The sequence below is a fragment of the Bacillus cereus group sp. N12 genome, assembly GCF_016483575.1.
Taxonomy (GTDB): Bacteria; Bacillota; Bacilli; order Bacillales; family Bacillaceae_G; genus Bacillus_A; species Bacillus_A toyonensis.
The window spans coordinates 1-22,054 of the sequence record NZ_JAEHBO010000071.1 but is presented as its reverse complement, the minus strand read 5'-3'; the positions used below and the strand labels follow the sequence as shown (position 1 = coordinate 22,054).

Genomic DNA, 22,054 nt, shown 5'->3' with positions numbered 1-22,054 from the left:
GCAAAAGATTTAGTCGCTTTATGTGAATGGATGAACCAAACGCATAATGGTTGTCTGAGCGATGGATAATCCCCGTTCCTCCATCATTTCCACCAAATCACGAAAACTCAGGTTGTAGCGTAGGTACCATCTCACCATTAATAAAATAATGTCAGGTTGATAATGTTCGCATGTAAATAAATCGTCTTTTTCCATACTGTATACACTCCTTTTTTAGAGTCATAGTATCAGTATGGAAAAGGTTTAAAGATTACTTGCAATTTTTTGTGCAAGAACCACTTTTATCGTTATCACGATATTTTATTTAATGTTTTTTGGGGTTGAATTTTATCTCTAACAAATAATCCTGTGTATAAAAGAAGTGCACCAATGAAAATGATGACACCAATATAAACGGACATAATAGTTGGAATTAAGAAAGCACCAATTATTATAGAAACTCTGGCAACTAATTCAGCACCTGTATAAGATAGACCAGCAAATGCAGAATAAGAACCTCTTTTATTATCAGGAATCATGTTGGCTTGTTCAGCATTTCTAATAGGTGAATAGATAAGCTCGCCAACTGTGGCAATAAAATTAAAAATCAATAATACGTACCATGTATTTGCAGAAGTAACAACTATATAACCTATTCCGTAAAGTGAAAGACCTAATAGTAAGGCGTTTTTTCCACTTAAACGGTCAGTGAAATTTTTAAAAAGAAATGTCAGAAATACTACCAATAGCATGTTTTCAATATTGAGAATACTCAACATCCTTACTCCAGCTATTTCAAAACCTCCAAGCATGACCGTCTCAAATGTTTCTGAGAGTCGTATACCAATATAGCTATTTAAAGAAAATTCTGCGGCAAATATAAGTGTAGATCCTATTACAACTTTTACAAACGCTAAATCTTGAATTGCAATCTTATAATTTTGAAGTAGATCTAAAAATATATTTTCATGTTTAGTTTCTAGAAAATTAGTAAACTCATCGACTAACTTCAATTTATAGGCAATTGGTATAATAGCGGAAATTAAAGTTAATGACACAAACAATTCTTTTTGATGGTTCATGTATAAAAGTCCACCGAGTGCAGCACCGAGTGCCATAGCAAGGTTCATAAGCCAATAGTCCACTGTATAAATAGCTTTCCGGTTTTCTGGTGTAGTGGAGTCGATAATGATGGCTTGCATGGCTGGACGGCCAAGACTGCTAGAGATAATAAAGCCTATATAAGCAATAGCAAACAGCCATATCATCTTATCTTTTGGATATAGGCTTAAAGTCATAAATAAAAACATTAAAGTGCTTAAAGTGGAAGTTAATAATAAAATTCTCTTCCGTGAAAACCGGTCTGATATATAACCTCCAACTAAACTTACTAAAAAGCCTAAGAAAACTGTCAAAATTAAAAATAATCCTGCCCATACTTTATCTTTTTCTTGAGCAAAAAATAATGCCATAAAGGGCATGGCTGCTGATGTAACAGCACGATTAAAAAATGATGTAACTAAGCGTACCTTTATATTTTGTTCGTAGTCTTTCCAGCCCATATTGTTCCCTCCTCTTATCTAGGTTATATTAAACTAGACTTAGAAAAATAAAAATAGACATCTTGGTATGAATATGTCTATTTTTATATGAGGGGAATGGAAAGTGGATAGAAATTTATTAAGCTTATGGAATTCGTTTCAGCCAGGTAATGTAAAAATAAAAGATTTAGCAGAATTCTTTAATCTAAGTACAAAGCAAACAGTTCGTTATCTAAACAAATGGATGGAGGATGGATGGCTAGTATTTACTTCTGGAAAGGGAAGAGGGAATATATCTAAACTTCAGTGGCTAAAAAATGTGGAAGAAATATATGAAAAACAGGTTATGGAAATTTTAGATAAACAACCTGTTGAAAAGAGTAGTAGCTATTTATTATACGAATGGTCACCAAACAGTAAGTTACGTTTGATGAATAAATTTCATTCAAAATTTGGTTATGTGAATACTTTAAATGACAAATTAATTATTCCACGAAGAAAGCCATTTATGACAGTTCATCCCCTAGAAGCGATTGATGTAGAAAGTGCATACATTGTTGCAAATGTTTATAATCGACTTGTTAATATTGACGAACAGGGGAACATATTTCCTGAGTTAGCTCATAGTTGGGATATAACCGCCACCAGACTTAGGTTGTATTTACGAAAATCTATTAAGTTTCATGATGGATCCATCTTAACTGCTGCTGATATAAAGCGTTGTCTTTGTTCAATTCAGGAACAGCAAAGGTATAAAGAATTGTGGAAGCCTATAAGTAGAATAGATGATGTATCTTCATTAGTTATTGATATACACTATCCAGATGGCTGTAGCTACTGTTTGCAATTGTTAGGTCTAATAAATTCAAGTATTTACAAAGAAAATAACAGTCAAATAATTGGAACAGGTGGGTTTTATATAGGAGAAAATAATCAAGAAAAGACGGAGTTAATAGCATTCGATGATTATTTCCAGGAAAGGCCATTACTTGATGTAGTTGAATTTATTCAAGTCCCTTCAGGTATTGATACTATTTATCGCTCTTCTGAGAAATATGAGGGAGACTCTATTTTTCATGTAGAGAGAAATTATGGTGTTGGTGTTGTAATTATAAATGCTTGGCGGGATTCAAATGTTCAAAAAAAAGAAGTTCGTGATTATTTACACTATATAATTGCGCAAAATCGTAATACTATTAGTGAATTTGATTATCGAAAAATTCCGAATTATAAAGGGTGTCTAAAAAACTCAGAGTATCAAACTAGAATGCAGAAAACTGAACACCCAAAATTTGAGGCACCAATTATTATAAAAGCCACTCAGTATACTGAAAAAACAACAAGATGGTTAGTGAGCATCTTCGAAAGGGAAAACATCCCGTTTTTAATTAAATGGGTTTCTTTTGAGCAATATCTGGAAGACAAAAAACTTAATGAACAGGTTGATTTATATATTTACGGTGAAGTTTTTGAAATGAATGAGGATATATCATTCTATCATTTACTTACCTCAAGTACTTCTCCTCTGAATAAAATAATCAAAACAAATAAGATATTTAAAAGTTATTTAGATAGATATGTGTATACGGATTTTATAGAATGGAAGAATTTAAATATAGCATTTGAAAAGGAGTTAATAGAATCTTCGGTTTTAATTCCGTTATACTATGATAAACGCCGAATTCCATTTTCATCAGATTTAATGAATGTTGAGATGAAATATTTTGGGGATTTGGATTTTTCGAAACTGTGGGTCAGACCTCTCATTTGAGTTGCATACAATCAGGATGAAAAATCATTTATTAAAATAAATCAATCAATTTATTTTCAAAGGGTATTAATAATACAAAAACAGGCTTTCCAAATGGAATAGCCTGTTCCAAACTCAATAACATTAACTAGTTTATAAAAAATATTAGGTATTTCATTTAATCCTTAAAGGCGTACTTAGATTAAGAGCCTCTTGTCTTGCCCAATTATCATAATCAAGTATTTGATGTAAATCTGGATTAGCAATAACATCATGTTTGGACATAACATTATAGATTATTTTTTCAATATCAAAAAATTTAATAGCATCTTCTCGATATAGTTTATTTACTACCTCATTAGCTGCATTGAGTACAGCTGGCATAGTTCCTCCTATTTTACCAGCATCATACGCTAACTTTAAACATGGAAATTTTTCTAAATTAGGTTCTTCAAAATGAAGTGCCCTAATTTCACTTAATTTTAATTTGTGATAATCACTTTTTAGTCTATTAGGATATGTAAATGAATATTGAATAGGAGTTTTCATATCTGGTTGACCTAATTGAGCCATAATTGAACCATCTTGGAATTCAACCATAGAATGAATAATACTTTCTTTATGAACTAAAACTTGTATTTTTTCATAAGGAATGTTAAATAGCCAATGAGCCTCGATTACTTCTAATCCTTTATTCATTAAAGTTGCACTATCGATTGTTAGTTTGGCACCCATTTGCCAATTAGGATGTTTTAAAGCTTTTGAAGCTTTTAAATTTATCATTTCTTCTCTACTTTTATCCCTAAATGCCCCACCAGAAGCAGTAATAATTAAATTTGAAATTTCTTTTTCATTTTCCCCATTTAGACATTGGAAGATAGCGGAGTGTTCGCTATCAACAGGAATTAATTTTCGCTTATACTTTTCTGCCGTTGCAGTAACAATATGACCAGCTGCTACTAATGTTTCTTTATTTGCAATAGCGATATCTTTTCCGTTTTTTAAGGCTTCAATTGTTGGTAATATACCTATTGAACCAACGACAGCACTTAAAACTAAATCAGATTTTGAATATGCAGCAACTTCTATTAAACCTGGTTGTCCATGAGTAATAGATAAACTAGGGAATCTGTATTTTAATGTTTTTGCGTCACTTTCAGAGCCAATAGAAATAATTTCTGGTTTGAATTCCTCTATTTGTTTACTAAATAATTCTAAATTACTGAAAGCGGACATTCCGACAACCCTAAATTTATCCGGATTATTTCGAATTACCTCAAGGGCAGATGTACCAATAGATCCAGTAGAACCTAAAATAACTATATTTTTCAATAAAATCACCTCGCTAACATTATACACTAATAATGTCGAAGATTTAAAAAAATGCAAAATTGCATTTGACATTTTCTGAAAAATTAGAGATAATTCTATTTGTGAATTTTTGTGAAATATATTAAAATTTTGTAAATTTAACTTTAAAAGGAGTGAGTTACTATTAAGAAGTATAAATTAGTTGTATGTGGTGGTGGTCCTGCTGGAATTTCGCCATTGGTTTCTTTAGAAGAGAAAGGGCTACTAGATAATTTACTAGATGAAGGATTATGTATTATAGAATCTTCGGTTAAAATTGGGAGTGGATCTATAGGGAAATATCAAATCACTGCCAATTCCTTAGGGAAAATTTTCTTCGAAATTTTTGGTAATCGCAATAGTGAACTATTAAGATTTTTGGAAAGAAAGAAAAGTTATCAGGAATTATTAAAATTTAATGATGAGGCTCCGCCACTTCCGTTAGTCGGGGAGTTTTTAGAGGATATTGGAAGTTATATATCTAGAAAAGTGGAATGTAATTCCAATTGTGAAGTTCTCAAAATGACTAAAGTGACCAGTATTCAACTACGTAAGGATGGACTTTACGAAGTAAATTATGCGCCTGCTTTTTATCCAAAAGAGAGTCAGAAAATAATTGCCGAAAAAGTTTTATTTAATGTTGGTGGTTTGCAACCTCAGGTATCATCAATGTTAGATGACATCGATGATAGAAAGATAGTTTACTCTGAAGATTTTATTCAAGGAATATTTGACCGTAAGTTAGAGGGGGTATTGTCAAGTAATTCGGAAGGAATTAAAATCTCAATTATTGGAAATTCACATAGTGCTTTTTCTACATTATATCGTCTGAAAAATCAGTTTGGATTATTAAATAATAAAAAAGTCAAAATCAATATGTTATATAGATCACCATTAAGGCTATTTTATAACTCAGTTCAAGAAGCAATAGCGGATGGTTATTCATTTAGTGAAGAAGATATTTGTCCAAGCAGTAATCGTGTAAACCGTTATTCAGGATTAAGATATGATTCTTTTAAATTAGTAAAAGAAATTCTAAATGGTACTTTTAACAACTTTTTCTTTAAAAAAGCTAATTCTGTATCTAAGGAAGAACTGAGTAATTCAGATTTAATCATTGTATGTACAGGGTATAGAAGTCATAAAATTAATCTGTTAGATGAGAATAATAGCCCATTAGAGTTTTTATATGAGCACGATTTTATTAAGATGAATGAATCTTGCAATCCGTTATTGAGCGATGGAAGAGAACTGAAGAATTTTTATCAATATGGGCTTGGAGCAGGTTTAAACACTGGTGGAAAAAACTATGGAGAAACTTCATATAAAGGGAAGATTGATGGTGTATGGGTTTATCAGCACTTAATTCCAGAGCGAATTTTTGGTAATGAATTTTTAGAGAGTAATATCGTGAAAAGTGGAGAAACAGTATGATTTTACAGCAAAAAGTTATGATGAAAAGTAGTCATGAGAGTGCCGTTATATCCAAAACGTTAATGGATGCAATACTACCTCTAATAAAAGATGAAGAGATTATTATTATTCATTCAGCTTTATCTAAATTAGGATTTGAAAAAAATTCAAACTACCTAAAAGGATTAATGGACTTTTTAGAACAGCTTATTGAAATGAATAAAACTGTTTTACTTCCCAGTTTTACTTTTTCTTTTCCGAAAAGAAAAAAGTATCATTATCTTGATCCATCTGAAACGGGTAAATTAGCTGATTTCGCTCAAGAATATTTAAATTTTGAACGAACAAAAAATCCCATGTTTTCTTTTGTATTAGAGGGACCGAGAAAAAATAGATTTCTCTCTACTCGAACAAGTTCAGGATATGGTGATAAAACTGCTGTTTCAGAGCTTGCTTCTAAAGATGTTGCGGTTGTTATGCTTGGAGCAGAGTGGGACAGTTGTACAGTCATTCATTCTGTTGAAGAAAGACAAAATGTGCCGTATCGTATTTACACGAATTGGAATTATCCAGTGGACTTTGGCAATGGGATAGAAAATCATAATTTTCAAGCTTTTGTAAGAGACCATAACTATAATACGGAGTTAAATTTTAAAAGGATACGTGAAGTGCTTATAAAAGAAAAAAAGCTTCGTCAATCTAGACTGAATCATATAACTTTGGAAGCTGCTAATGGTCAGGTGATTAGTGAATTAGCTAGTCAGATGATAAAGGAAGACCCTTATTATTTTGTATCATTAAACTAACACTTTACCTTCTAAAGTGTCAGGCTAACTAAAGTTAAGTATAGATTTTCTCGTATCAAAAAATCTGTAATGATAGGTAAATTTAAAATTTTGTGAGAAAAATTTTTTAAAAAGTTCAATTTTACAGAATTAATATAAATAAGGGGAGTCGTTATATGAAACAAGCAGTTTTATTATGTGCTGGTAGAGGGAGTAGAATGGGGTCTCTTACTGATGAAAGACCTAAACCACTTATATCTGTAAATGATACTTCAATCATAGAGAATACCGTTCAACAACTAATTAGCGCAAATTATACATCAGTTGTGATAGTTGTAGGATATAAAGCGGATATGATTAAACAAACATTAAGACGTTTTGAAGAAGAAATTCAAATTATATATATATTTAATGAGCAGTGGGAGTCTGCAAATAACATTTATTCTTTATGGTTAGCTAAAGAGCAATTAAAAGGAGAGTTTACATTATTAGAAGCAGATATATATTTTAATAGCTCGGTTTTACAAGCGATTTCAGAGCTTCCTGCTAAAAATAATTATGCATTAGTTTCACCATTAAACCCGTTAATGGAGGGGACTTTCGTAGAAGTTGATGGGGATGGTATCATATGTAAGTTTGATAGTACAAAGTCTCCTAAGTTTTATCGTTCAGAAAACCAATTAAAGACGCTTAATATTTACAGATTTAATTCGGATTTTGCTAATCTGTTAACGAATATGTTGGAAGAAGAAATTGAAATGGGTAATACACAGATTTATTATGAAGAAATCTTTAAAAAATTAATAACTCATGAAAATGTTACATACCATTCAGTAGTAGTTCCAGCTGATACATGGTATGAAATGGATAATAGATATGATTTAAGTATAGGTGAGTTTCAATTTTCTGGAAAAAGGCATGATCTTCTAAAGAAACAACATGGTGGTTATTGGAGATATCCAATAACAGATCATGCGCTGATTTATAATTTTCATTTTCCTCCTCAAGAATTAAAAAGAAGAATGCAACAAAGGTTTGATGATCTTTTATTAAACTATCCATCATGCTCAAGTTATATAGAAAACCATTTAGCGGAATTTTTGCAATTTCCATCAGAAGGATTGGTTTTAGCGAACGGTGTTTCTGAAATAATAAAAATTCTTCCGCAAATTATTAGTGGGCCTATAGTTTTAATAGAACCATCATTTAATGAATATGCGAACTGTTTTGAATCTAGAGCTAAGAAGTTTTTAGTTAGAGAGGAAGAGGACTTTGAAATTAACTTCCAACGTTTAATAGAGTTTGTTCATGAACAAAAAGCTGAAGCAATTGTAATTGTTTCACCTGACAACCCAACAGGGAAATTGCATAGCAAAAGAGACTTATTAAAGTTATATGAAGAAACGGAAGAGTTGCAATTAAACATTATTATTGATGAATCATTTATTGATTTTTCCAGCAAAGCAGAAGAAGAAAGCTTTCTTCATGATTTGGTAAATTATCCAAGGCTGACAGTTTTAAAAAGCATGAGTAAAACCTTTGGAATAGGTGGATTGCGTTTAGGTTATGCAGCTAGCTATAATACGGATTTCTTAAATAATTTAAGTAATGCAATTCCAATATGGAATATAAATGGTTTTGCGGAAGAATTTATCCTCAATTTACCTGCTTACAATGAAAGTTATAAGGAGAGTTGTTTAAAGGTTAGAGAAGATACTGATGAACTTTTTAATCAATTATCAAAGATAAATGAATTAAAAGTATTTACTACAGAGTCCAACTTCATTTTATGTAAAATTTTAGATAGCAATTTGAATGCAGATCAATTGGCAAGTTTGTTATTAGAAAAATTCAATATTTACATTAAAGAATGTTCAGGAAAAACAATGTATCAATCAGAACTATACTTCCGAGTTAGCTCTCGTACACAACAGGAAAATACATATTTAGTAAATGCTATTTCCACTTGTTTAAGTAAACCGTTAAAAGAGTATCAGACTAAAGAATTAGTACAAATTTAGACTATAGGAGTGTAATTATGAGCTATGTAAAAACATTTGAAAGTTCAAGTTTAACTAAAGAAGAGTATCAACATGCACTTGGATACTTATGTATTGAAAGAAATTACTATTATATTTTTACTAAACACTATAATCTTAAAACATTTCCTTTGTTTTATTTAGATCGTTTTATTGGTTGGAAATTTGCAGGGGGATCGCAGCCTTTGCTGAGTGTATACGATGGATTTGGAGAAATGCTGGATAAGTATGTAAGGCGTGAAGAAATGTTTTCTCTAGAAAATTTTAAAAATGTTTTACTAAATCTATTTCAAGATGAAAAGAAAATGTTAGTTAATTTTTGGACTAAAAACAAAATGGGTACTCCTTTTGTAACTTCCTTAATGTTAGAAGGAATGGATGAAGGTGACACGATATTTTTTACTAAGATAAATGAAGATAATAATGCAATATGTTCTCCCATAAAATATAGTGAATTAGTTGAAAATATTGATATTGAAATTCCTAATGAAATAGAGTTAACCATTATTGATAAAGCTCCTATTATTCGAGAATTAGCTAATATGAATCCTTATAATGCATTTCAATTTATATTTAAGGAGATATATGGTTATTCAATAATTAACGGTGATTTATATAAGAGAAATGAAAAAATCAGTTTAAAAACTGATGGAGTAAAAGAACTTATCAATTACTTCAAGGGTGCATATACAGAGTTAGTTCAAGATGGTGCGATTTCAAAACCAAATCAGTTTAAATTAAACAAACATATCCATAATCGTTTCCAGCCTATTCAATATTATTTAGGTTATCTTTTAAAAACAGATGAGCTATCTACGAAGATGAGTAGTGGCTTAAAAGAACAAATTCAAATAGAAATTGAAAATATGGAAAAAGCACTAAACACAGTATTAAAATTTGCTAGCCTTTTTGTAATCAAACCTACAACTGCACATTTTGACTTATATTTAAATGCACTAAATGGATTACAAGATACAATTCCTAGTTATCAAAATGTCCAACTGGATATAATTAAAGAGTTAGTTACTGAGTGAAGGTCTGTACAAAAACATATATAAGATTTTGGAGGAATTAAAATGAAATGGATTGATACTTTATTTGAAAATTTATTACCAGCTACTACTATTGAGGAGATTAAACTAGAATTTGATTCGGTTAAAGACACTCCTCTTACTCAACTTGGCTTAGACTCCTTATCGATTATGGGATTAGTTATGCGATTAGAAGATGAATTTGACTTTAGCATTGATTATGAAACATTTGATATCAAAAGTATTGAAACGTTGTCAAAAATACAAAGTTTATTAAAATCTACTTCTTTAAATTGAGGTGTAAGTCTTGAAGATTAAAATTGAAAGAGAAATAAGTAAAAAGTTTATAAAAGAGAGTATTATAAATCAAATAAAATATTATTTTCCAGAGGTTAAAGAAATTCAGTTTAAAGATTTGCTTATTGAAGTTTCCTTTAATGATAAGGTAACAGATGATATTGAGAAAAATGTAAAACAAGAAGTCGAAAAGATAATGAAAAAGCTCAGAATGGTAGAGAGATTGGGATCACAAAAAATTATATATAATTCTTCAAATGCTTCAGAGAAAATCGATATGATTTATGAAATGAAAGCGTTGAGTAGGAACTTCGTTAAAGCTTCTGATGAGTTGTTGGAATTTTTAAGAAAAGAAAGCTTAAAAGAGAGTAGAAACAGCATTGTAGGAAACAATTCTTCTATTCAAAAGGGAATAAATGTTTATAAAAATACAAGTGCTACCATGATGGATGGATTGAATCTTTTCTTTAAACGTTATTTTGAACTAGAGTTTCAGGCGCAAGATATTAAAATACCATCAATGATTTCATCAGAAATTGTTGACAAAGCAGGATATTTTGATACAGCATGTCAGCATCTTAGCTTTGTTGCTCCATTGAATAATAATCCTGATAAATTTAATAACTTTTTATCTTATTGGGAATCAGCAAAAGCGAGAGATAATTATAAGGGGTTACATGAGTTTTTAAAAGAACCAAAAGATGTATTGAACCCAGCACTTTGTTTACATTGTTATCCACTATTACAAAATGTAAACATTGAAAATGATGATTTGATAGCTCTTACTGTATTTGGAAGTTGTTTCCGAGATGAATCAGGTAATTTAAATAATGGTGAGCGACTAAGAGAATTTTCAATGCGAGAGGGAGTCTTCCTTGGGAATGATATGAGGCTTAAAGAGGTTCATGTTCAGTTGGTTAATTTCTATATTTGGTTTGGTAAATTGTTTGATTTTAAATTTACTATTGAACATGCTCATGACATTTTCTTTAATGAGCATGCAGATAAGCAATTATTCTCACAACTAGTTTCTGATAATAAGTTAGAGTTGGTTTGTCATGATGAGAATCATAATAAAAGTTATTCAGTTGCTTCTATAAATAAACACCAGAATCATTTTTCTTCACGTTTCAACTTATTTGATTCGCAAGAAGAAATGCTGTCTACTATGTGTATTGGATTTGGCTTTAATAGAATTATTTATGCACTGGAAACTCAATTACAACGACCATTAACTGAATTAATAAACCAGTTAGAAGAGCGTTTGTCTATAATGAAAAAAAACATAAAGGATGGAGTGTTGATATCGTGAAGCGAAAAATTGTTTGTATTGAGAGTCCTGACTTTATGATTCTCTCTCTAAATAGGATCGCTAAAGAGAAAGGAGATGAGGTGTTTTTATTAACAAGTGATAAGACAAGGTTAAAAGACAATCATACTTTTCACGTGGATGTTCGTGAAGATCTTGAAAAAGTTTGTGAGATTATTAAAAATCAAATAGGTACACCAGACGCAATTATTACATCTCAAGAAATGTTCCTAACTCAGACGGCATTAATTGCTAATGAATTTGGTTTATTAAAAGATTCTTTAGCAGATATTGAACAATTTAGAGATAAATCTTGTATGAAAGAAATTTGGATAAAGAAGGGTGTACAAACACCTATCGGTAAATTTTATAAATCATTTAAAGAAATTGAGAAAGAGATAAATAATTTAAATTATCCAGTTATAATCAAACCGTCTTCAGGATACGCAAGCTGTGGGGTTAAAAAAATAAGTTCAAGTAGCGAAATGAAGGAACAGATTAGAAAAATATTCTTAATAAATTCTACGGTAGTTGCAAAAGAAAATCTGAAAAACTACGGAATCTTAATAGAAGATTATATTGATGGAGAAGAGTATTCTATTGATACAATTTGGTACAATGGGGAACCAATTTGCTCAGGAATATTATCAAAGGGAAATGCAAAGGGACCATATTTTCCAGACAGACTGTATATGTATGATTCATTATTAGATCCTAAAATAAAAAGAAAAATAGAAAATTTATCTTATAAAGCAGTAAGGGCACTAGGTCTTAAATTTGGATCTACACATACTGAAATACGATTTAAGGGCGAGGAACCTTATGTAATTGAGACAACTAGTAGGCCAGGTGCAGGTGGGATTTTCTTTGATTTATTTCATATGGCAAAGGGAATTAACTTCTATGAAGTCTACTATGCAGCGTTAATTAGTAATGATGTCAATTACTTAAATTTTATGAAAAAACAGGATGAGCCAAATAATAAGACTGCTAATTATTTTTGGTACAATATTCCTCATAAAGGCGATGGAGTTATAAAACAAATACAGGGAATCGAAGAAATAAAAGCAAGAAAAGAAATTTTATCGTTATTATGCTATAAAAAAGAGGGATCATCTTTATATAAAGATGATTTGAATATGGACTACTTTTGCTCAGTTGTAGGCGTTCTTAATAATGATTCTGAAAAAACCATTAATCAATTAATGGGAGAATATGATTCATTATTAGAAGTTGTGTATCGTTAAAATCCTTGATAAGAATTTTACTAATTGCTGATAAAGTTACTTATTTTGTGTTTGATGGAGAAATATTAACAGGAATTGCGTCAATTTTTTGGCGCAATTTTAAATTCTTATGTGAGATAGAATGTGAGGGCAATTATTATGAATGTGAAAATTTCACTTTTGCACACAAATGATTTACATTCAAATTTTAATGAATGGATTAAACTTGCAAGCATAATTAAAAAACAACGATTAGAGTTAGAGAGTAAAGGGAATAGTGTTATTCTCATTGATAGTGGGGATCATTTTGATGTAAGTGTCCCTGAATGCGCAACTTCTCAAGGCAGACTTAATATACAGATGCTAAATGAGCTGAAATTTGATGTTTTAGGAGTAGGGAATAATGAACTTGCAAGGTTTTCGCCTAAACATTTGAGTGAACTTATTAAAGTAAGTTATGCACCTTGGCTTTTAGCGAACGTATTACATCAAAATGGAGACCAAATTGGTAATACAAAATCGACCCATATCATGAAAACCAAAGAAGGTATAAAAATAGGTTTTATTGGAATAACAGATCAATTGGGCACGCTATATGAAGATTCTTTTGGATATAAAAATAAAGATACCAGTAAGATAGTAAAAAACTTAAGCAATGAATTGCGTAGAGAAGGCGTTAATATAGTGATTCTAGTATCACATTGTGGTTTTGACCAAGATATTACGCTTGCGAATGAATTGAATGAATTTGTAGATGTAATTATAGGGGCACATAGCCATACCATTTTACATCAGCCAGAGATAGTAGAAGGGGTTATTATTGTTCAAGCTGGCAGCGAAGGTTATTATCTAGGTGAATTAACATTAGAATACAATCCGCTAACAAAAAAGGTTGTTAATTATGATGCCATTCTACATGAAAATGAGCTATTAGTACTAAAAGATAAAAGCCAAGAGAAAATATTATTAAAAGGAAAAGAAGAAACTGAAGCATTTTTAAATAAAGAAGTTCTTTTCTTAGAAAAAGCATTACAGCATCAAGAATTGGTATCTTGGCTTGCTAAGGTTATGAAAGATTATTATAAAGCTGAAATAGGTTTAATGATTGGGGCAGCTGCGAAAGAAGGATTACCTGCAGGTAGAATTTCTATTAGAGATATATATAATATATGTGCTTCTTTAATTTGTACTGCACATCTTGAAATGAAAGGAAGCCAAATAATTGGTCTTTTACAAGAACGATTAGATCCTAAAATAACTACAAGAGTCGTGGGGGGATATGGTTTTAGGCCAAGAGGAGTACAAATTGGAAAAATCGAGTTTAGCGGCGTCACATGGGAAGAACTAGATGGGCATATCTTTAATATAAAGGTGAATGGTACTAATATTGATAAAAATAGATGGTATAAGATCGGAACGGGTGAGCATTTACATATCGTAAAAGCTTGCGGATATCCTTCTTTAGTAGGAACAAGGGTAATTGAAGTTAATGATTTTTTATATGTAAGGGATGTACTAATTACTTCCTTATTGGAAAATGTAAAAGTAGTAAATTAGCATTTCCAGAAGTTTGTATATGGGGTTTAAACTGAATATTATTTTTATCTTGAGTTTTGAATTTGCAATTTTATATTATGTAGGTTCACCACCGAAACTCGAGGCTCACTACTACATGACAAATTTACCTTCAAAAAGAAATAGCATTTTAAGATTAAAAATGTAATTTTTGATGATGGAGTATACTCTACAAATAATGTCAGCCCCAGCTCACGGTGAAGAGCCATTATGTATTTAAAGACTTCAAAGTATTTTGTATTATGCAAATTAAATTAGTTATTTAGCCAAGACCTTAATATTTAAAGGGGATGTGTAATTGTTATGTTTGATGAAGCGCTATCTAAATTAAATTTGATTAAAACATCACAACTTAGGTATCATGAAAAAAGAGAAGAAAATAGATTAAATAAGTTAATGGATAGATTACAACAATCAAAAATTTTAAAAAACCCTCCTATCGCACTACAATTAAACGAAGAGGAATATTTAATTATTGATGGTGCTCATAGGGTCTCAGCATTAGAAAAAATGGGATGCGAGTATATTCCTGTACAAGTTGTAGATGTTGAAGATTTACAACTTGATTTATGGAATCACGAAATACCTATTGGAAAATGGTTCGATAAAATTAAGAGTAATAAAAATCTATTATTTATAGAAAATGAATTAGAAAAAAGAATGATTTGTAAAATCAATTATTCAAATGGGGAAAAACAATATGTATATTCACACTATGAAGAAAATTTTCTTTATAACTGGGATTATATTGTAAGTTGTTATACGAATGAATTTAATGTTAATCGTCTGGCTAGTTGGAATACGGAGGTTAGTAGTTTAAGTAATGCTATTATTCAATTTGAATCACTTACGCTATCTCAAATAACTCAAATTGTGATGAATGGGGGAGTTTTACCAGCAGGGGTAACTCGTTTTAATATTAAGGGGCGTCTTTTAAATTTGGAAATTCCTCTTTCATTATTATTTGATGAGCAAATAGATTCAGGTAAGTGGAGTGAGTTAACGAGTGTTTGGGCAAGAAGTTTAAGGTATTATGAAAATTCAGTTTTTGTTCATGAGTAACTTAGTGAATATAAAAAGACTTGTAGACAGTATAGTCTACAAGTCTTTTTATAAATTTTTATAGCTCTCCTTTAATATCCTGAACTTTAAATGAAGTATTTGAAGAGGATGTCAAGCTTCAAGAAATAAGCGATACGGATAAAAGACGATTTTTATTATCAATCTGTATCCATTAAAGAAAATAAAAAGCGTAACGAATATGATATTTTATTACAGTTACGAACTGATTTTTCAAAGCTTGATTTTGTAAAACAGCTATCAACAGATTTCACGAGCTTTCTATATGAGTTTATAATTTTATAGTTTACATAACCTTTATTATAGGTAGTTAAAAATTTCATCAAATCTTCATCTCAAAATGAATAGTAATCTTATGTCATTGAGATGAAACATGGGAATTTGCTCATTTTCAGTTCTGTGTTATGGGTAGCGTCATGCAGTAAATCGATCTAGGATGGTCACAGACTCTTTTACTAAAAAAAATTACTTCTGTTATTTAAGTAATTCTAAGCTAAAAATGTTGCATATCTCAAAACAAAAAGTATTCTTGATTTTTGAGATATGCGAGAAAAAAATGCTAGTTCGTGCTTCCTTCCTTTGTATTTAATTCAAAAATATCCAGATTCACTCTATATTTTTTGCTTTATAAAATAAAACTCCTTTTTCACTACTATATGTTGTTTTGATGGAGAGATTTTTAACCTTTATACAACATATTTTGATTAATTTTATCTCGGATTGCGCTTGCAATAAATTCTTCAATGGAACTGTTTGTTTCTTTCACAATTTTAGTTATTATATGGTATTCATTACTTGTAATGGTTATTGGTTTAGTCACACTGCTACTGTCTAAATATATACTATTATTGACACGCTGAGTTAGCTTTCCTTCTATTATATACGGCGTTAGGCTTTCAATCCATTCTAATTGCATCTGCATTGGTAATTGAATAACAGATTGACGAATATCGAAATACCAGAATCCATCTTCTTCAGATATTTTTATATTGCGTGGTGAAACATACTGTAGTATTAAATCAATCAAATAAAAGATATTATTACGTAATTGATTTGATTTGGGAAAACGGAATTTCACAAACTTTTGATGATGACTTCTTGGTTTATCGGATAAAGCATATGAAGGCTCATACCCCATATTTATTGCATCTTCTAGTGTCATATTATTTCCAAACTCATCAAGAAGTACAATATCTCCACGCTTTGGAATGGAAATAATGCGTGCTAACTTATTACCCTCCATAAATTTTTGGAACAATACTACATTATGTTTTTGTGAAAATGTATAGAGAGTATTTGTCTGATCCAATTGCTGCACCAATTTGTTAATCTCTTCCTCTTTTACAAATTTTGTTTCACGATTACGATGTTTCTGTATAGTACAAGTCAAATCCCCGTCTTTTATCCACTTTTCAAGCTGATACATACTTACATTATAATCTTTGGTTGCCTGGTATAAGGTAATTCCTTCTGTTTCACGTTCTTCTTTCAATTTTTCTATATCTTCTCGCTTAAATAAAAAACTGCCATCTAAACGCCAGGTATCTCTATTAATTGGATTTAATTGACCTTTCTTCATAAGAGTATTGAAAATGAAGCCACTAATTTCTAAATAAGCCTTTACTTCATTCGTATTCATATTCATTTCTTGCATTTCAAACATTATCTTTCCTCCTATGAGTATACTGCCTTTATGTGAAACTTATAATATTATTATGTAAAGTTAAATAAATAAAATATATGATTTGAATTAATTATAACACAGTTAACACTTAAATTATTTTTAAAAATATACAAAAGATAAATATATTTTCTAATTAAATTAACTTTTATATGATAAGAAATTATATAAAAGTTAATGTTAAATAAAAATTTATCTATAACCATAGAAAATGGGACATTTTCTATACTTATTCGTTAGTTTCATTTTTATAAAAATTAATCTTACTTTGTAAGTAACTTTTAATGTAATTGAGTTATAATATTAGATATAAAGGGAATTAATATGGAGTTGATTAACAATGAAATTTAAATTAAATACAATTCATAGTGAAACTTATTTAGAAAATATAGAGAAACAACAACAAAATTTTTCAAACATAATTGCGATATGGAATCAAGATTATATAAATGCAGCTGAATTTAAAAAGGGAAATAACGAAAGAGAAGATTCATATACATATGAGGGATTTTCAGATGAAGAAATATTGTATTACTATTTAAATCGACAAACACATTTTGACCAAGAAAAACGTATAAAGGATGCATCCAGGACTCTATATGCACGTGACTTAAGCCAGTTCTATTTTTTCATCAAACAAAGTACAGAATTTCTGCAGCAAGATGTTAAAGATTATGTAGTCGGCCAAGTTTGGAGGAACTTAAGAAAGCGACATATACGTAACTATCAAAAATGGTTATCCCAGGAGGCAATCTCCTATCAGTCAAAAGAAAAATACAAAACATCTACAATTAGTCGGAAACTTGGTATAATCCGTTCGTATTTGAAATGGCTATATGAAATTCAATATATCAAGGAACCTCTTCATGTGGAAATTCTAAGCACGACCGTTAATAAACACCATAAACCAAAGCGCGAATTATCATATGAGGAAGTGAAGCAGTTGCTTCATTACTATAGGGAGAATGAAATTAATTATGCTTTATTATCGGTCCTAGCTACTACGGGATTACGTGTTGCAGAAGTCGCTCATGCCAAATGGAAAGATCTTGAGTATGACGCTATACGTGGACGTTACTATTTAACAGTTGATACAAAGGGAGATAATGAACGGATTGTTTCTATTAATAAGGACATTTTTAAACGTATTATTGCATTCCGAATCCGGAGAAGGTTATCTGTAAACATTGGGAATAAAAATGGTGGGACTATATTTCAAACAAAGAACCATACTGCTTATAGAGAGAATTACTTGTCACAATATATTTCTAAAATTATTAAGGATACAAAGTTACCTTTTACAGAGAATATACGAATTACCCCTCACTTTTTTAGACATTTTTATGTGCAGTACTTATACGACTACAAAGGACTAGCACCTCATGTCATAGCAGCCGCAGTTGGCCATAAAAATGATAGAACTACAAAAGAAAATTACTTGAAGCAAAGACTTACTAAGGATAATGATGCGGGGAATTTAATTGGTGATGATGAATTTTAATGTGTAATTAATATATAATAAATCCGAAACAGGACAAGGTTAAATGAATATTCAGTTCACCTTGTCCGTTTGAATTACTTTAAATATTTACACTGCATAGACTTCAATTTTTGTAGGATTAGATAAACGGCGTTCTAATTCTTTTTTGATTTTTTCAATAGCAAAGAACGCTGAAGATGCATATACAGTAATCACTTTTTTATTAAAATATTACCTGTTATTAAAATGTATCTTACTGAATATGATGAAATCATACTCTCACCCTTGCATATATCTATTGTGTTTAAGATATATGCCGATAGGTGTGGATATATTCTCAAGAAAGCTTTGCGGTCTTTTTATGTTTCAAAACCATGTGTGATAACAGTCGATAAGAATCCAGCTTATCCTATAGCAATTGAAAAGCTAAAAAAAAGAAAAAAGCATACCTAATGGTATGCGACTTAGACAACAAAAGTACTTGAATAATATGGTAGAACAAGATCATCGCTTTATAAAGAAGCGAATCCGTTCTATGCTAGGTCTTAAATCTTTTGATACAGCTACATCTATTCTTTCTCGAGTAGAAGCCATGCATATGATAAAAAAAGAACAGATTGCTTTACAGAACCAGTCTGTCCAAAATCAAAAAGAATTCATCCATCAATTGTTTGGACTTGCAACATAAGATACGATTCCGTTAGGAATATATATCCTTTATTCTCTTTTGTATTATTTTTGCACCAGAACCGCGTTTCTTATCTCCGTTTTTCTTGTTATTATTCCAATCAAATTCAGGCTTGTATTTTTACTTGATTCTTAATTTCTTGTTTTTTAAGAACCCTATTAATGTAGATTGTTATTATTCCTGTTACGAGTATACCTAGAGAACAAACTGAAAAGATAGTAGTAATCTTAATTATATCTGCAAGTACACTTACTACTCCCATAACTATCACACTAAAAATATTGTTTAAACTAAAGAAACTTGCATAAGTTCTTCCTAAATATTGATTATCTACTTCAGTTTGCATAAAAGAATCTAGCATAATCATAAATCCGGCTGAGGAAATACCGCAAAGAACCATAATAATAATTGCTAAAACAACTGAATTCGAAACAATTCCAAAGAAGAAGAAACTTAAACCATCAATTGCAATAGATAAACCAAAAATAAATAATATGGATAAGTTGAATTTTTTCTTTATCTTAGGAATAATTAAACCACCTAATGTAATTCCAGCACCAATAGCACCCATTAAAATACCATAAATTGTATCGGAAAATTCTAGATCTATTAGTATATATATTGGAATGAGAACATCTAGTCCAGCACTTAAAGCCAAAGTAAAAATAGATGTAAAAGTAATAATTTTTAGTTTTTTATCAGCGAACAAGTATTTAAATCCGTCAGATATTTCATGAAATATTTTCAGTTTCTCCTTTGGTTTAGGAGAATCAGTCGATTCCTTTAATTTCAACGGTATAATTAACAACGAAGAAATTAAATACAATGCAGCATTTAAATAAAATGTTTCACTGAAGCCTATTAATATTGCAAAACCAGATCCAAAAATAGGAATCAATGTGTCGATAATACTTCTAGAAGAAGCTAGGTATCCAGCAGCCGTAGTGATATTTGACTTATCTACGAGCAATGGAAGCATTACTTTTTGGCTTGGAGAAGCGAATAAAGTAGCCGCAGATAATAAAAAACTTAAGAAATAAAGTAATATAATATTACTAGTAAGGGCTACAATAACTAATGCTGCAATTCTGGTAATATTCGCTATATGAATTATGCTTTTAGAACTAAATCTATCAGAAAATATTCCTGCAATTGGACCGAATAATACTGAAGGTAAAATAGTTAAAATAACTATTGTTCCAACAGCACTACCTGATCCACCCATCTTAATTATATATAATATTAAGGCGATTTTGTATATCGCATCACCAGCCCTTATAATAAAAGCCATTATTAGGTATGTTATAAAATTTTTATCAGTTAATATATTGTTATTAGACATATAACTGCTCCCTATTTAAATAGATTTTCTTTTTATTTGTATAGAAAATAGAAAGTTTTGCTAACTCCTATTTTCATTTTGGAGTTTACTTATATGCTTGATAAAACGCTTGTATTTGCTTTGTTCATTTATGATTGGAGTTATACCGTATGTTTCTTTAAGCTCTTCAAAGATATTATAACTGTATTCTGCGTTTTCAATTTCTAATTCGAACTCCGTAGTATCTCCAGGAAAAGTAGTTTTGTCTAGATGAAATAATAATCCACTCGAAGTGGAAAAAATAACTCGAATATTGTGTGTTTTACCGACATACTTTATTTTATTAATATCTATCTCTTTAAGTCCTGAGGTTACTTCCTCATTTAACAGAGAAGAGAAATAATTCGAATTTTTTAATAGATCATTGTACTGTTCTTGGTTCAACACTTGATTATATTCCGTCGAATAAGTTATTCCATCTTCTGTCTTGTTCTTAATCTTTAAAGTTAATTCAATTGAATTCTGTTCATTTCTTACTCTTAAAGTATTATTGCCTTTTTGAATGTCATAATTTTCCGTATCATAATAATAATTCGATTGTACTTTTTTCTTTGGATTAATTGCACTTTTAAGAATTAAATTATATTGTTCTTCTGTCAAAGAAAGCTTAATTTCTCGTTCATTTTCCATAATTTCACCCCCAAAAAATTTTAAGTATTACTTTTTCTGTTAGGAATTACATACCTCAACATGCAAATTATAGAGTTTGGTATATTATATATTAGATGACCCAAAATTGCAGGGATGATACTTCCACTTAGCGAAAACGAGAAATACCAAATTGCGCCCAAAAAAAATAAGATTGAATAATCTTTAAATTTAAAATCATTTCTAGAATTTTTATTCAAATAATGTGCAGCAGAAAACAACAATCCAGAGATTATGATATCTAAATAAATATTTATTTGAGGTAAATAATATCTATATATTAATTCCTCAAATAAAGGGCTTAAAAGTAGAGATACTTCTAAAGATAAAAGATGTCTTTTTTTTTCTAATGGGAAAAAATAATAAAAATCAATATTAAAGAAGGGCAGAAAACTTTTATATTGAATTAATAACGCAAGTATTGAAGATGATATTGCTATTAATAAAGAAAATATAAAATTATCACCTAATGTAAAATTTGGAATACCATAATATAATATTGGTATTAGAAATGGGAAAAAGAAAAAGGTTATTCTAAGTATATCTTTCAGTAATGAACCTCTTACAAACTTTCTTATTGATAACGAAAATGTAAGTGTGATTGTTATTAATATAAAATACTCAATATATGACATCTTATAACATCCTTTGTGAGAACTGGGGTTTCTCAAGGTCGCTTAGATTTTTCTAGTTACTTATAGTATCTAAGAATAAGTGAATTTTGATTTCTTTTAAACAAATAACATTATCTTATATTAACAAGATTATGTTCTGATTGTGCCAGCTGGTAAACTAATTTTT

At 30.0% G+C, this 22,054-nt stretch carries 17 protein-coding genes and 2 pseudogenes; 12 read left to right on the top strand and 7 right to left on the bottom strand.

The window, feature by feature from the left end; genetic code table 11:
- Window positions 1-24 precede the first annotated feature (24 nt).
- Together JDS92_RS23825 and JDS92_RS23820 are read right to left on the bottom strand one after the other, a co-directional pair.
- A pseudogene (locus JDS92_RS23825) lies at window positions 25-195 on the bottom strand (IS6 family transposase); the annotation flags it as partial.
- Window positions 196-290: 95 nt separating this feature from the next.
- Window positions 291-1,541 carry an MDR family MFS transporter gene (locus JDS92_RS23820; RefSeq protein ID WP_199632624.1) on the bottom strand — a complete coding sequence of 417 codons (1,251 nt, stop codon included), beginning with the start codon at window positions 1,539-1,541 and terminating at the stop codon, window positions 291-293.
- 103 nt (window positions 1,542-1,644) lie between these two features.
- On the opposite strand from JDS92_RS23820, the gene JDS92_RS23815 reads away from it, so the two are divergent.
- The gene (locus JDS92_RS23815) at window positions 1,645-3,291 is read left to right on the top strand and encodes an ABC transporter substrate-binding protein (protein WP_199632623.1); all 1,647 of its coding nucleotides are present in this window, start codon (window positions 1,645-1,647) and stop codon (window positions 3,289-3,291) included.
- Between the two features lie 153 nt (window positions 3,292-3,444).
- Here JDS92_RS23815 and JDS92_RS23810 read toward each other — a convergent pair whose 3' ends face one another.
- Window positions 3,445-4,629, bottom strand: a complete 1,185-nt coding sequence (locus JDS92_RS23810) for a 1-deoxy-D-xylulose-5-phosphate reductoisomerase (protein WP_199632632.1) — start codon at window positions 4,627-4,629, stop codon at window positions 3,445-3,447.
- Between the two features lie 189 nt (window positions 4,630-4,818).
- Here JDS92_RS23810 and JDS92_RS23805 point away from each other — a divergent pair, with 189 nt between their 5' ends.
- From JDS92_RS23805 to JDS92_RS23765, 9 genes are all read left to right on the top strand, one after another.
- Window positions 4,819-6,054: a hypothetical protein gene (locus tag JDS92_RS23805; protein WP_199632622.1), complete on the top strand. Its 1,236-nt coding sequence runs from the start codon at window positions 4,819-4,821 to the stop codon at window positions 6,052-6,054.
- Window positions 6,051-6,839, top strand: a complete 789-nt coding sequence (locus JDS92_RS23800) for an AAC(3) family N-acetyltransferase (RefSeq protein WP_242476025.1) — start codon at window positions 6,051-6,053, stop codon at window positions 6,837-6,839. The genes JDS92_RS23805 and JDS92_RS23800 overlap by 4 nt, the downstream gene beginning before the upstream one ends.
- Before the next feature lie 155 nt (window positions 6,840-6,994).
- On the top strand, window positions 6,995-8,839 hold the full coding sequence (locus JDS92_RS23795) for an aminotransferase class I/II-fold pyridoxal phosphate-dependent enzyme (protein WP_199632621.1): 1,845 nt from the start codon (window positions 6,995-6,997) through the stop codon (window positions 8,837-8,839).
- Between the two features lie 17 nt (window positions 8,840-8,856).
- Window positions 8,857-9,891 (top strand): hypothetical protein, encoded by a 1,035-nt coding sequence (locus JDS92_RS23790; RefSeq protein WP_199632620.1) that lies wholly within the window; start codon window positions 8,857-8,859, stop codon window positions 9,889-9,891.
- A gap of 42 nt (window positions 9,892-9,933) precedes the next feature.
- Window positions 9,934-10,185, top strand: coding sequence for an acyl carrier protein (locus tag JDS92_RS23785; protein WP_199632619.1), 252 nt, complete (start codon window positions 9,934-9,936; stop codon window positions 10,183-10,185).
- A 10-nt stretch (window positions 10,186-10,195) separates the two neighbouring features.
- Window positions 10,196-11,497, top strand: a complete 1,302-nt coding sequence (locus JDS92_RS23780; RefSeq protein WP_199632618.1) for an aminoacyl--tRNA ligase-related protein — start codon at window positions 10,196-10,198, stop codon at window positions 11,495-11,497.
- Entirely contained in the window at window positions 11,494-12,741 is a 1,248-nt protein-coding gene (locus JDS92_RS23775; RefSeq protein ID WP_307838343.1) for an ATP-grasp domain-containing protein, read from the top strand. The genes JDS92_RS23780 and JDS92_RS23775 overlap by 4 nt, the downstream gene beginning before the upstream one ends.
- Before the next feature lie 138 nt (window positions 12,742-12,879).
- Window positions 12,880-14,277, top strand: a complete 1,398-nt coding sequence (locus JDS92_RS23770) for a bifunctional metallophosphatase/5'-nucleotidase (RefSeq protein WP_206773058.1) — start codon at window positions 12,880-12,882, stop codon at window positions 14,275-14,277.
- Window positions 14,278-14,598: 321 nt separating this feature from the next.
- A complete protein-coding gene (locus JDS92_RS23765; RefSeq protein ID WP_199632616.1) occupies window positions 14,599-15,357 on the top strand; it encodes a ParB N-terminal domain-containing protein in 759 nt (252 codons plus the stop codon).
- 697 nt (window positions 15,358-16,054) lie between these two features.
- Here the strand turns inward: JDS92_RS23765 and JDS92_RS23760 are convergent.
- Window positions 16,055-17,038 carry a DNA-binding protein gene (locus JDS92_RS23760; RefSeq protein WP_199632615.1) on the bottom strand — a complete coding sequence of 328 codons (984 nt, stop codon included), beginning with the start codon at window positions 17,036-17,038 and terminating at the stop codon, window positions 16,055-16,057.
- 358 nt (window positions 17,039-17,396) lie between these two features.
- Here JDS92_RS23760 and JDS92_RS23755 point away from each other — a divergent pair, with 358 nt between their 5' ends.
- Both JDS92_RS23755 and JDS92_RS23750 read left to right on the top strand, forming a co-directional pair.
- Entirely contained in the window at window positions 17,397-18,557 is a 1,161-nt protein-coding gene (locus JDS92_RS23755; protein ID WP_199632614.1) for a tyrosine-type recombinase/integrase, read from the top strand.
- Between the two features lie 312 nt (window positions 18,558-18,869).
- A pseudogene (locus tag JDS92_RS23750) lies at window positions 18,870-19,224 on the top strand (DDE-type integrase/transposase/recombinase); the annotation flags it as partial.
- 106 nt (window positions 19,225-19,330) lie between these two features.
- Here the strand turns inward: JDS92_RS23750 and JDS92_RS23745 are convergent.
- Genes JDS92_RS23745 through JDS92_RS23735 form a run of 3 tightly spaced genes read right to left on the bottom strand, consistent with a single transcriptional unit; the run spans window position 19,331 to window position 21,888 of the window.
- A complete protein-coding gene (locus tag JDS92_RS23745) occupies window positions 19,331-20,566 on the bottom strand; it encodes an MFS transporter (RefSeq protein WP_199632613.1) in 1,236 nt (411 codons plus the stop codon).
- 60 nt (window positions 20,567-20,626) lie between these two features.
- On the bottom strand, window positions 20,627-21,235 hold the full coding sequence (locus JDS92_RS23740; RefSeq protein WP_199632612.1) for a CYTH domain-containing protein: 609 nt from the start codon (window positions 21,233-21,235) through the stop codon (window positions 20,627-20,629).
- Between the two features lie 20 nt (window positions 21,236-21,255).
- The gene (locus JDS92_RS23735; protein WP_199632611.1) at window positions 21,256-21,888 is read right to left on the bottom strand and encodes a CPBP family intramembrane glutamic endopeptidase; all 633 of its coding nucleotides are present in this window, start codon (window positions 21,886-21,888) and stop codon (window positions 21,256-21,258) included.
- Window positions 21,889-22,054: the final 166 nt, after the last annotated feature.